Here is a 12,744-nt window from a genome sequence, read left to right on the forward strand (position 1 = left end):
GCATCAAAACCACTCTATTTAAAGCTGATCTATTTAAAGCTGATCTATTTTATGCAAAAACTCACTTATTAATTGTAGGAATTATTTTTGAAAGTCACATTGTATACGCTGATTGCGTTAATAGCCTTTGCTGCAAACTCTCTGTTTTGTAGGATGGCCTTAGCAGAGGGTTATATAGACGCTTGGAGCTTTACCATTGTTCGCCTATTAAGCGCTGCTGTCTGCTTGAGTATGATCATGGCAGCTCAGTCCTACTACTTAAGACATCGCAAATTGAGACTTAGTCATTCTTTCAATGAAGAGATATTAAGTGAAAGAGGGAATTGGCTGAGTAGCATAAGCTTAGTTATTTATGCGCTGTGTTTTTCGATTGCCTATGTAGAGCTTGAGACTGGCACTGGGGCGCTGATTTTATTTTCAGCGGTTCAGCTCACTATGATTGGTTGGGGGATTTATAAAAAAGAGACATTGAGTCATTTGCAATGGATTGCCTTTGTTATTGCCATCACAGGGTTTGTATATTTGATGCTACCATCGGCCTCAATGCCTTCATTACTCGCTGCCATGCTCATGGCAATCAGCGGTGTGGCATGGGGTATCTATAGCATACGCGGCAAGACCTGTCTCTCACCGCTGCGAGCCACAGGTTTTAATTTCATCAGAAGTTTGCTAGCGATACCGATATTATTAGTCGCTGGTTTTATATATCAAAACATTATGGATGTGCAACTCATTCATATCGACAGTATCACCATGGCAGGGATATGGTTGGCGTGTGCATCAGGGACAATTGCCTCTGGTATTGGCTACAGCATCTGGTATATAGCAATGCCTTTATTAAAAAACACACAGGCTGCCGTTATACAGCTTTGTGTGCCCGTGCTTGCAGCTTTACTGGGCGTGGTGATTTTGTCTGAGCCGATCACTTTAACTTTTATGATAGCAAGTACTGTCATCTTGAGCGCAGTATTGGTCTTTATTTTAAATAAACAGCCATATTAGTCACAATATAAGGCGCTTATGCTGAAATGTTGTCTATAATGCTCATTTGAGGCGGCATCGCCATAGTGATAACAGGTTTTTTATAAATATCGCAGGCGATGGACGTTTTTATCAGGACTTTTTATTGAAGGAATTTTATTAAATGACAACCACTACTCGCCAAGAATACGACTTACTTGGTCATCGCGATGTGCCGGCTGACGCGTACTACGGCATCCAAACCTTACGTGCTTTTGAAAACTTCACTGTGAGCGGTGTGCGCTTACATCAGTTCTCTACCTTTATCCGTGCCTTTGCTACCGTCAAGAAAGCAGCGGCTATTGCCAATAACAAAGTTGGTGTACTCAATGATACGGTTAGAAAAGCGATTGTCGCAGCGTGTGATGACTTAATCGCTGATAAATATCATGACCAATTTATCGTCGATATGTTTCAAGGCGGCGCAGGCACCTCAACCAATATGAATGTCAATGAGGTCATTGCCAATCGTGCTTTAGAGATATTAGGCTATGAAAAAGGGCAATATCAGCATGTGCATCCAAATAATCATGTCAACCTTTCGCAGTCGACCAATGATGCTTATCCAACGGCGCTCAATGTCGCATTGGATGACTATTGCACGCGTCTATTGGATAAGATGACGGTGCTGCACCAAAGTCTAATTAACAAAAGCATCGAATTTGCCGATCAATTAAAAATGGGACGTACCCATCTACAAGATGCAGTGCCGATGACAGCAGGTCAAGAATTCAACGCTTTTGCAACGATGGTCAAAAAAGAGATGGCACGTATCGAGTCAACTCGCGCACTTTTTCATGAGATTAATATGGGCGGTACCGCTATCGGTACTGGCTTGAATGCACCTGCTGGGTATTCAGAGCTGTGTGCTGAGACATTACAAGAGCTAACTGGCAGACCTTATTATATCGCTGAAGATTTGATTGAAGCCACACAAGATACCAGTGCTTATGTTGCTTTGTCTGGCAATCTGCGTCTATTTGCTGCTCGTCTATCAAAGATTGCTCATGACTTACGCTTGCAATCCTCGGGTCCTCGTGCAGGCTTGGCACAATATCGCCTGCCTGAGATGCAGCCTGGTAGCTCAATCATGCCGGGTAAAGTAAACCCTGTTATACCTGAGGTGGTCAATCAAGCGTGTTTTCATGTAATGGGTATTGATACCGCTATCGTCATGGCATCAGAGAACGCTCAGCTACAACTCAATGTCTTTGAGCCAGTCATTGCTTTCAACTTATTTACTGGTATGAGCATGATGGCAAATATCTGTGAGATATTTGCCACGCGCTGCATCGATGGCGTAATGATGAATAATGAAGCGTGTAATACTGAAGTATTCAACAATATTGGTCTGGTAACCGCATTAAACCCACATTTGGGTTATGAGTCGTCTACCTATGTGGCAAGAAAAGCCCAAGAAACCGGTGGTCGTGTTTATGACATCGTTCTAGAAGAGAACCTGATGGATAAAGAGACGTTAGACAATCTACTCTCTCCTGCTAACATGGTATATCCAAAGGTCAAACTAACCCCTTAGTTTTTCTTTTTTAACGTAAAAAGGCTGGGTTAGCAATTGCTAATCCAGCCTTTTTTTATTTTATTCATACCTGCATTATTTGGGGAAAGCCTATAAGCTATATCTACGCACTGTCTAAAGATTGTGAAAATTAAAAATTAGTGCGTGGAACTCGCCCTATATATTTACTCTAAAACGCTTAAGCCTGCGAGAGCAATACTTACATCTTCATTGCCATGTGCGCCGCCCACACCAATACCACCAGCCACAATACCATCAATATAGACAGGAATACCGCCCGGCATGATCAGTATGTTTTCATCAAGGTACCTGATGTCGGCAGCAATACTACCGTCCGCAACGCCTCTAGCGATAACCGCTGTTTCTCTTTTTTGCGAATTGGCTGTATAGGCTTTTTTATAACTTGAGCGAATAGTGTGCACACCCGCTCGGTGATCCTTTAAAAAGGCCAGTATTTGCCCAGAACGATCAACCACCGTCACCGATACCATTAGACCATGCCTTTTAGACTCTATAAATGCAGCATTCACCATATCTTGTGCCATCTCGCCTGTAAGTAACGAGATTTTTGTATCTTGTGTCTCAGTACAAGAGACGCTATCCATAGCTGTAATTCCCATCTTCAATCCTTGATTTGATTTTATGAATAATTCATTGTCTTTGCATAACTCTCAGGCGCAAGCTTCATAGTAATAATCAGCATGCTCACCAATGTGATAAGTAGCATCAGCCAAACGGCTTGAAAGCTACCTGACCACTCACGCAAAAATCCGGCAAAGTACGGAATAATCGCGGTAATAACAAACTAATACCTTGTACAAATGCGGTCACAGCACCAGCCAATGTAGGAGATGACAGAGATTTACATACGACTGTTAACGTGAAAGAGATGCATTAATTTTGTAAAAATGATAACTGAAACACTCTAGAGGTTAGCAATCGGTGCATGGCGACTGCTTGAATATTTATTTCTCTAGAAAGGCTTGTAAGTTATGAGCTTAGCAGCAAGTGTCATGATAATGTCTAAGATATCTATATAAGCGGTTGAATAAGCTTTTTGATAATACGGGCAAGAGTGTCATGCTTTTAGCAAATGGCAACTAAAAGCATGACCATAAAAATTTGCGAACGGTTACTGAAGTACTTACTTTCATGCTAACTTATTTTATCCCATATCTTACTGAGACGCTTGGGCGATACCGCCATACGGGTTTTCATCGGCTGAGCAAACAGTTGAATGCGGTACTCCTCGACCATCCAGCGGTAATCGCTGATGGCTTTATCATTAGCACGTCCTGCAAGTCTTTCCATATGTAAGTCAAGGGCATAGACGCCATCGAGGTCAGCTTCAACATTGTGCTCAAGGCGGTCGATACGAATCTCTAGCGCTTCCAGATAGCGTGGATACTGCTGCCAGTGGCTATAATCCATACGATAAACAAAATCAGCCAAATGCAAATCTGCTAACTGATCTTCAATATCTTCAATAGACTCGCCAAATATCTCTCGATCAAGCATTAGCATGCTTTGGCGAATACGTTGCCAGCGGGTATAAACGTTTTTGAGGGTTTTTATGATCGTTTGACCAATCAGCAAAAAGTTACTTAGTATCACATCGAGCGTTTGGCTATACTCTTCAGGAGTAAAGGGTAGCTCCTCACTGAGTCCAACCGCAACATCATTAGCACTCTCAGGTAGGTCTGCCGTATGATCAAACAATACATAGTGCTCTTCGAGTGTTGCATCTAAAGTCGCATCAATGATGATAGTTTTAAGCTTTTCCATATCACCAAGCGGTGCGAATGCCAGTTTAAATATGTTGTCGACTTGACTGGTCAGCTGTTTTTTCTTTGAGCCAAGTCTGCTTTTGATTAGCGTTAACACCCCGATACGGTGCGCCTGCAGTGCTGCATTAACATCGGTATATTGATGGATAGATACCGCTTCACCTGCCTCGTCAGCAACCAAAGCAGCAAACTGCTTCATAACCACACCTGCGCTATGATGGTTTTTACTAAAGGCGAAGTGCTCAGGAAATTCTGTATGCGCGCCTTGCTGCTCATTCACCGCTTGGCGCGTCTGAGAAGCATGGCGAATCTGTAGCGTTTGCAGATCGCGTCCTTTTTCGATGATACGGTTCTTATCATCGACCACGCAGATTTGTGGCTGCAAATAACGATCAATACTAGACGGATTAAAATGCTCTGTAGTAACTGACATAATGCCACGGCGGTTAAGTGCTTGGCAAAGCTGTTTTAATAACCCCTGTCCACCCGCAGGCTGCAATTCATCAAACAAGCTATCGGCAGTATCAGGAATAGGTACAATCTGACGACGAATGTCTTTTGGTAATGATTTTAATAACTGTAATACCAGCTCATAACGCCAACCGGGTACACCCCATAACAGCTCAATCGCATCAAGCTGCGGTAGCGCGACAAGTGGCACACGGATGGTCACCCCATCATCATCGCTCGCTGGATCAAAAATATAGCGTAGTGGCAACTTTAAATCGCCAAGTTTCCACACTTCTGGGAAATCGCCTGTCGTTGGCGCTTGGCTATTAAGCACGTCTTCATCGGTAAAGAACAGATACTTAGTATCGGTTTTTTCAACTTCGGCACGCCAGTCTTCAAACGTTTTGCGGCTCGCAATATGATCGGGGATTTTTTTATCATAAAACTGATATAAGGACTCTTCATCGACCAATAAATCACGGCGGCGTAATTTATCCTCGATGCGTTCAATGTCAGCAATTTTATCCATATTATGCTGTAAGAACGGTGCTTGTCTACCTAAATTTCCAGTAACCAGACCGTCACGGATAAATATCTCACGCGACTCGCTTAGATTAACTTGCTCATAGTTGGTCAGTTGCTTGCTGATAATAATCAGACCAAACAAACTGATTTGGGCATAAGCTTTAACGCGGCCAGTTTTTTTCGACCAATGTGGCTCAAAGTAGTGATATTTTAATAAGTTACCGGCGGCTGAGATAATCCATTCTGGTTCAATCTTGGCAACGGTACGCATAAAGACTTGCGAGGTTTCGACCACTTCAAAAGCCATGACCCAAGGTGGTATTTGCTTAAAAACCGTACTGGCTGGGAATATTTTGGCTTTCTGCTGGCGAGCGGCTAAGTATTCACCGCGATTTTCAGTTTTGTGAGCAATCGTAGACAATAGACCTGTTAATAATGCGCGATGTAAATTGGCGTATTTAACCGCTTTGAGTGCTTCATCTTCAATCGCGGTAGGGTCACTGTGAGTCACTTCTTTCGAGGCATTCTTGTCAGCAGTTTTTGCCTCATTAGCATCAGTCAGCTTAAGCTCAGTGACCATTTGTACTAACTGACGATGGGTTTGACTCCACTCACGTACACGCGGGAAGCTTAGATAGTTTTTCTTCGTAAACTGTTTGCGCTGATTGCCAGACAACTTGTTACCGTCTTCGTCTTTCTCAAACAGGGCTTTCCACAGACTTAAATAGAATAAAAAATCAGAGTCATCTTGGCGAAATTCAGCATGCTTCTGATCCGCTTGCTGGCGCTTATTTACTGGCCGCTCGCGTGGATCTTGGACAGCAAGCGCCGCAACGACAATGAGCATTTCTCGGATACAATCAAAATCGCTACCAGCTACCAGCATACGTGCCAGCCTTGGATCGATTGGCATACGTGCCATCTTTTGACCAGTCGGTGTCAGAACCAGATGATCCAGACCCTGTTTTGATTTTGGCTTGTTAGTTTGTTTAGCTGAAGGTACGTCGTTTTTAGCAGTAATCGCGCCTAACTCATCAAGCAATTTATGTCCATCAGTAACCAAGCGACTGTCAGGTGGCTCAATGAAGGCGAAATCATCGACGCTTCCTAGGCGCAGATTTGCCATTTGTAAAATAACGGATGCAAGATTGGTCCGTAAAATCTCAGGTTCCGTAAATTCAGGACGACCAGTAAAGTCCTCTTCGCTATATAAACGAATACAAACACCCGGCGCAACACGACCACAACGCCCTTTACGCTGATTGGCAGCAGCTTGCGAGATGGCTTCAATTGGTAAACGCTGTACGCGCGAACGATAAGAATAGCGTGATATACGTGCAAAACCCAAATCAATCACATAGCGAATACCCGGTACGGTCAATGCCGTCTCAGCGACGTTAGTCGCGATAACAATACGTCGGCCACGACCTGATGGCTGAAAGATGCGCTGCTGCTCTTCATAGGTCTGCCGTGCAAATAGTGGCAACACTTCTGTATGTTTAGGTCCATGACGCTCAAGTACTTCCTGTAGCTCACGAATCTCAGCTTCAGTGGCTGCAAATATCAAGAGATCTGCTTGATCAGCATGACCTTTGTTTTGTGCATCGCTAAAGCATTCTTCCACTGCAGCAACCACCGCACGTGGCAGATTTTCTTCAAAGTCATCGTAGCTATCATCGTCTGAACTGGTTACTGGCTCATCTGTTAACGGACGATAACGCACTTCGACAGGGAAGCTTCGTCCTTCGACATTAAAAATAGGCGCAGGAATTTGCCGTTTAAGCTTATTATCGTAGCGACTAAAATATTCACTAAAGCGTTTAGTGTCCAGTGTCGCTGAGGTAATAATGACTTTTAAATCAGGGCGCTTGGGCAGCAGTTTTTTTAAATAACCCATAATAAAGTCAATGTTTAAACTACGCTCATGGGCTTCATCAATAATAATAGTATCGTATTTACTCAAAAACCGATCATGGCCCAATTCCGCCAGCAAAATACCATCAGTCATGAGCTTCACGACTGATTGCGCTGTGCCTTGCTCATTAAAGCGAATCTTGAAGCTGACCGTATTACCAAGCTGCTCGCCCAATTCTTCAGCGATACGGTTTGCCACACTGCGTGCCGCCAGTCGTCGAGGCTGTGTATGCCCTATTTGCCCACGTATACCGCGCCCTGCTAACATTGCTAACTTAGGCAGCTGCGTAGTTTTACCGGAGCCTGTCTCACCTGCAACGATAATCACTTGGTTATCGATGATTGCCTGAATCAAATCATCACCACGTTGGCTAACAGGGAGATCCTGATTCAATTTTTCTGCCAGCCTATCTGGAATGCTCTCTATACGCGCTTGTACCGCTTGTTGCGAGCGAGCTTTTAATTGCTCATATTGGGCGCGTTTTTTATCCAAATCATTGCTATTTTTAACGTTGTGTTTGTCATCCTTATTGCTATTTTTATTAGCAGATGATTTTGCACGTGCCAGCTCACGCTCAAGGCGACTGAGATAATACTCATCCTTCGCGAGCACAGGTAAATTAGCAACAGAAATAACCTGTTGAGTATCCACACTTTCTTTCTGCGTATTTTTTGTCTCTATGTTCAGATTTTCCGCTTGTACAGGCTGGCTTTTTTCTTGATTTTCTGTTGAAGTATCAGGCATATTTACTTAGGCTATTTATTATTTAGGAGTAGTTAGATTATGGGGATAATTGAGCTGCGATTCAAGTTACTCGTGTATGGCCTAGACTTGAGTTGTTGCTTATAGAACGTATCAAATTTATAAAACAACCAAAAATCTCACAGAGATCAGGAGTGATTAGACGTATTTCTTAAAACTCATAAACACATAATCGACAATTAATATTATCACAGTGCTAATTTTTTAAGATTTTTAATACTTAAATATCCTACGTATTTTTTATCTTCTATGACATTTATACTTTTAGCAAGCGCTCTGGCAAAAGGCTCGATAATGATTTTAACATTTGAGATAAGATCATTGACGTTATATATGTCGTCTATATCTACCTCAAACTTGTCATCAATATGTGAGGCAGCGTTAAAAGGCGATGCTTTATCTTTAAAAGTAAATTGTCTATAAAATTCGCTCTGTTTTGCTTGCTTAACTGCATCTGCTTGACTATCAGCCACGATAAGTAGCTTATAATGAAATTCTTCAAAACTGCCCTGCTGATAGCCGCCTAAATTGATAAAGAATAGCTTTAAGTCGTTGGCGCACTCTGCTTGAATATTGGATTCCAATAATTTAATTGCATAATTATCAACTTTGCTAATAGCGCGGTATGAATCAATATGCCACTTATTTTTCACTTCAGGCCAATGGTTATTGATATCTGCTATTAATTCATTAACCTGATTGGCCACGCCAAAAAATATATCATGTTGTTCAATCAACCGCCCTTTGGGGCGACCGCCTAATTGAATCATATATAGGGTTGGCATTTTAGAGATTCCTTAGACATCTTATACGTTCCTTGTTAGATAAACCTAGTCAGTCAATAGTCATCCCAATCTGCTTTGAGCAGCTAATAAATCAATGATAGCAAGAAAGAAACGATAAGTATTTTATACCGACATTATGACTACTAGTAAATGAAAAACCCAATGTTTAAGAATCACTTAAACATTGGGTTTGTTCGGTTATAACTGTCTTCACTCATAGGTTATAGTAAGAAAAAATATGCCCACAAACCTATGATAAAGGTAGAAATAACATTCAGTATGACACCAACACGTATCATCTCTGTCTGCTTAATAAGACCCGTTCCAAAGACAATAGCGTTTGGTGGCGTGGCAACTGGTAGCATAAATGCGCAAGAAGCACCGATACCAATAATCATGACTAATACTGCAGGTGGCAGACCCATTTGCTCAGCAATAGCCGCAAACACAGGGACTAACAAGGCAGCAGAAGCCGTATTAGAAGCAAATTCTGTCAAGAATATAATGAATGCCGCAACTGCCAGTACCACGACGATAAGCGGTGCAGAGGACAGTCCATTAGCAACTGCTTGACCAAGAACCAACGATGCGCCTGACACTTTTAACACCGTTGATAGCGCAATACCACCACCGAACAACATGAGTACGCCCCAGTCGGTATTGTCAGAAACTTGCTTCCACGAAACCAACCCTAAGCTCACCACTGCTGATGCTGCTAACAATGCCACAATAGAATCAACATCATCAATATTAAGTGCAGCACCAATTTGTTTCGAGAGTATCCAGCTTAGCGCTGTGACGATAAAAACAATAATCGTCAGTACACGCGGCTTATTCCATGCAATAGCCTCATCATCTTCGTTCAGCGTGACCTGACGATTAAGATTGGGCTTGAGGAATAAATACATCGCACCGAGCAATAATGGCAACAGCACCAACATCATCGGAATACCAAACTTCATCCAATCGACAAACGCGATATCCAGTGCTTTTGCAGCAATAGCATTGGGTGGTGAACCAACGATCGTACCCAAACCACCAAGGCTCGCAGAATAGGCAATACCTAATAGTACGAACACAAAAGTGCCACGGTCTTTTTCGCGGTCAACCTGCGTTAGAATACCAAGCGCCAGTGGCAGCATCATCGCAGCGGTCGCGGTATTTGATATCCACATCGATAAAAATGCGGTGACCCCAAATATTAGGAATACCGCATTCCTCAGATTACCACCTGACATGGACAGAATCTTGAGCGCTATTTTCCTGTCTAATTGCTGCACATGCAATGCCGCCGCTAGTGCAAAGCCACCAAAGAACAAATAAATAATTGGATTAGCAAAGCTTTGTAAGCCAATTTCAGCATCGAAATCCGGTAAACCAATTAGCGCTCCTATGACCACCACCAATATCGCTGTAATCGTCACATGTACCGCTTCAGTTAACCATAAAACGCCGATAAAGAACAACATGGCGAGGCCTTTATTGGCACTGATATCATACGGCAATACATTATAGATAAACAGACTGATAACCGCCGCGATAGCGACCACTATCAATCCTTTACCGGTACCTTTTGGGAAGGTATCTGTAAATAAATACTCATTGCCATCGTTAGGAAGATGGCTATCTAGTTTTTTCTCTGACATATAATGTCCTTATTGTACCCAAAGACGGTGTTAAAAATTATAAATATAAAGACGTATTTCAGCCGTTAACCATACCTTTATAATCGTACTTAATAACAGTACTGACAAAAACAAGGTGCCATCATAGCAGAAATATTATCCACCAAATTATTATCAATATAGACATATTGAAAACCTTGTCAGAAATATACTCTTTATTTCATCTACCCAAAACTAATTGGCTTTATAGGTATGGATTTAAGTCTATTTTGAAAAACCAGAAGTTTGTCTGAGACAAAGTTACATACCGTCACTAAATATGTTCATATCTTCCCTGTACAACTCATAAGCTGTATCACATACTGAGTTGGTGAAGAAAGTTAATAAAAACAAATAGGAGATTCTCATGGCAGATGACAACAAAACTGACTCAACGACGAAAATGGCACCAAAAGACATCAACCAAGATGGATTGGCTAAAGAAGATCAGCAGCGTACTGACGATTCTGCGTTAGATATGATGCAAGGGTTGCACGAACATGAAGACCATAAAGAAGACGATCAGTAGTCTGTTTGGATTCTATTGAAATAAAATTTAAAAATGAAAAAGCGCTTATCAAACTGATGGGCGCTTTTTTCTTGGCTGTCTTTTCTCTGGTAGATTGTCTGATACATAGTTGTATACGAAGGCTGCGCTCAAAACAATAGTAATAGGCAAAAACAACGCACCATAGCCCACTCTGGCATATAAAAAAGCACCTACAGCACTGCCAGCGCAAAAACAGTACCAAATAATCGCCTGAAAGCCTAATGTTGGCTTACTGATGCGACGACCCGCCAGCCAATTACCGATGGCAGCGCCCATATCTGAGGTTAGTCCTGTTAAATGCGTGGTACGAATCACTGCACCGCTATAAGTTGCAACCATCGCATTCTGTAAGCCACATGCCATAGCAGCGGCAAGCTGTCCTAGATAATCATGCTGCTGATATAACCAATAGCTTATTAACAATAATGCCGCTTCAATATAAAGCGCATTGCCATAACGTCGACCAAGCTTCAATGACGTCTGACCGATAACAAAACCACTTAATACAGCCCCTGCCAAAAAAGACAGCAGTAACGCGCCGATAAATAAAAGGCTTCGAATGTCTAAATAAGCGATAGCAGCGGCAAACAAGCTTACGTTACCTGTCACATGCGAGACAGATAAATTGGTAAAACCCATTAATGCTGCCGTATTGACACAGCCTGCACTGAATGCCAATACGGCGCCACCCCACAATATCCATCTTGGTAATTTGGTTATCATATTCGTCGCTTAATGGCTTATCAGCAAAAAACCCATAGTATAATCAAAAAAGACAGCCGATTGGCTGCCTTCCTTACTTCTCATTATATATCGTTGAGAATTGCCTTTTAACTATTTCGGCTCATCAAGCATCATTAGCTGCTCGCTGATCGCAACCGTATTGAAGCCTGCATCAACAAACATAATCTCGCCAGTGATACCAGATGCCCAAGGCGACAATAAAAATAGCGCGGCATTACCGACTTCAGCTTGAGTAATATTACGCTGTAACGGGGCGATTTTTTCACTGATATCGAGCATTTTACGGAATGACTTGATGCCACTGGCGGCAAGCGTACGAATAGGACCTGCCGAGATCGCGTTGACGCGAATGCCCTCACCGCCCATAGAAGTGGCAAGGTAGCGAACACTGGCTTCAAGACTCGCCTTTGCCATACCCATGACGTTGTAGTTTGGCAATACTGAAATACTGCCTTCATAAGTCAACGTCAACATTGAGCCGTGGCGCATAGCAAGTAGCTCACGCGATGCTTTTGCCAATGCCACAAAGCTATAGCTTGAGATATCATGGGCGATATGACTGCCTTCACGGGTTGTCGCATTGACAAAATCACCATCAAGCTGATCCATCGGTGCAAAGCCAATCGCATGTACTACGCCATTAATGCCATCGCCCCAATGGGCAGTGACTTGCTCAAAACAAGCCGCAATAGACGCATCTGATGCCACGTCACACTCAAGGACCAAGTCCGCCTCAAATGCTTCAGCCGCCATATCTACCCGTTTTTTGATTTTATCATTAGGATAAGTCAAAATTAACGACGCGCCTTCACGATGTAGTGCTTCAGCGATTGCCCAAGCGATAGATAGTTTGCTAGCGATGCCTGTAACGACAAAACGCTGTCCTTGTAATAGCATAATATTTCCTTTTAAGTCAATTTAGGTGATTTAAATGATCGATTATTTTTAATAGTTGGCTAACAAATAGCGAGTGGAAGTACCAATTGAAAGATGAGTTATTATACA

9 protein-coding genes are annotated in these 12,744 nt (G+C 42.5%); 3 read left to right on the top strand and 6 right to left on the bottom strand.

From position 1 onward, the window contains the following. The first annotated feature begins 87 nt into the window (after positions 1–87). Entirely contained in the window at positions 88–1,002 is a 915-nt protein-coding gene (locus H0262_RS04765) for a DMT family transporter (protein WP_181209892.1), read from the top strand. 142 nt (positions 1,003–1,144) lie between these two features. Beyond that, positions 1,145–2,557: an aspartate ammonia-lyase gene (locus H0262_RS04770; RefSeq protein ID WP_181209893.1), complete on the top strand. Its 1,413-nt coding sequence runs from the start codon at positions 1,145–1,147 to the stop codon at positions 2,555–2,557. Positions 2,558–2,721: 164 nt separating this feature from the next. Here the strand turns inward: H0262_RS04770 and H0262_RS04775 are convergent, their stop codons facing one another. From H0262_RS04775 to H0262_RS04790, 4 genes are all read right to left on the bottom strand, one after another. Continuing rightward, positions 2,722–3,177 (bottom strand): heme-binding protein, encoded by a 456-nt coding sequence (locus H0262_RS04775; RefSeq protein ID WP_049751811.1) that lies wholly within the window; start codon positions 3,175–3,177, stop codon positions 2,722–2,724. A 535-nt stretch (positions 3,178–3,712) separates the two neighbouring features. Continuing rightward, positions 3,713–7,978 carry an ATP-dependent RNA helicase HrpA gene (hrpA, locus tag H0262_RS04780; RefSeq protein ID WP_259275406.1) on the bottom strand — a complete coding sequence of 1,422 codons (4,266 nt, stop codon included), beginning with the start codon at positions 7,976–7,978 and terminating at the stop codon, positions 3,713–3,715. A 206-nt stretch (positions 7,979–8,184) separates the two neighbouring features. Next, entirely contained in the window at positions 8,185–8,781 is a 597-nt protein-coding gene (locus H0262_RS04785; protein ID WP_181209894.1) for a DUF1543 domain-containing protein, read from the bottom strand. 221 nt (positions 8,782–9,002) lie between these two features. Next, positions 9,003–10,427 (bottom strand): DASS family sodium-coupled anion symporter, encoded by a 1,425-nt coding sequence (locus H0262_RS04790; RefSeq protein WP_149409436.1) that lies wholly within the window; start codon positions 10,425–10,427, stop codon positions 9,003–9,005. A gap of 385 nt (positions 10,428–10,812) precedes the next feature. On the opposite strand from H0262_RS04790, the gene H0262_RS04795 reads away from it, so the two are divergent. Continuing rightward, a complete protein-coding gene (locus H0262_RS04795; protein ID WP_011513753.1) occupies positions 10,813–10,974 on the top strand; it encodes a hypothetical protein in 162 nt (53 codons plus the stop codon). 48 nt (positions 10,975–11,022) lie between these two features. Here the strand turns inward: H0262_RS04795 and H0262_RS04800 are convergent, their stop codons facing one another. Next, entirely contained in the window at positions 11,023–11,718 is a 696-nt protein-coding gene (locus H0262_RS04800; RefSeq protein WP_149409437.1) for a YoaK family protein, read from the bottom strand. 111 nt (positions 11,719–11,829) lie between these two features. Continuing rightward, complete coding sequence (locus tag H0262_RS04805) at positions 11,830–12,636, bottom strand: enoyl-ACP reductase (RefSeq protein WP_011513755.1); 807 nt, start codon at positions 12,634–12,636, stop codon at positions 11,830–11,832. Positions 12,637–12,744 lie beyond the last annotated feature (108 nt).

Source organism: Psychrobacter sp. D2, from assembly GCF_013608135.1.
In the GTDB taxonomy this organism is placed as follows: Bacteria; Pseudomonadota; Gammaproteobacteria; order Pseudomonadales; family Moraxellaceae; genus Psychrobacter; species Psychrobacter cryohalolentis.

Coding starts and splice junctions, on each gene's coding strand:
- H0262_RS04795 (WP_011513753.1), top strand. CDS start 10,813: ATGGCAGATGACAACAAAACTGACTCAACGACGAAAATGGCACCAAAA.
- H0262_RS04805 (WP_011513755.1), bottom strand. CDS start 12,636: ATGCTATTACAAGGACAGCGTTTTGTCGTTACAGGCATCGCTAGCAAA.
- H0262_RS04785 (WP_181209894.1), bottom strand. CDS start 8,781: ATGCCAACCCTATATATGATTCAATTAGGCGGTCGCCCCAAAGGGCGG.
- H0262_RS04800 (WP_149409437.1), bottom strand. CDS start 11,718: ATGATAACCAAATTACCAAGATGGATATTGTGGGGTGGCGCCGTATTG.
- hrpA (WP_259275406.1), bottom strand. CDS start 7,978: ATGCCTGATACTTCAACAGAAAATCAAGAAAAAAGCCAGCCTGTACAA.
- H0262_RS04775 (WP_049751811.1), bottom strand. CDS start 3,177: ATGGGAATTACAGCTATGGATAGCGTCTCTTGTACTGAGACACAAGAT.
- H0262_RS04770 (WP_181209893.1), top strand. CDS start 1,145: ATGACAACCACTACTCGCCAAGAATACGACTTACTTGGTCATCGCGAT.
- H0262_RS04790 (WP_149409436.1), bottom strand. CDS start 10,427: ATGTCAGAGAAAAAACTAGATAGCCATCTTCCTAACGATGGCAATGAG.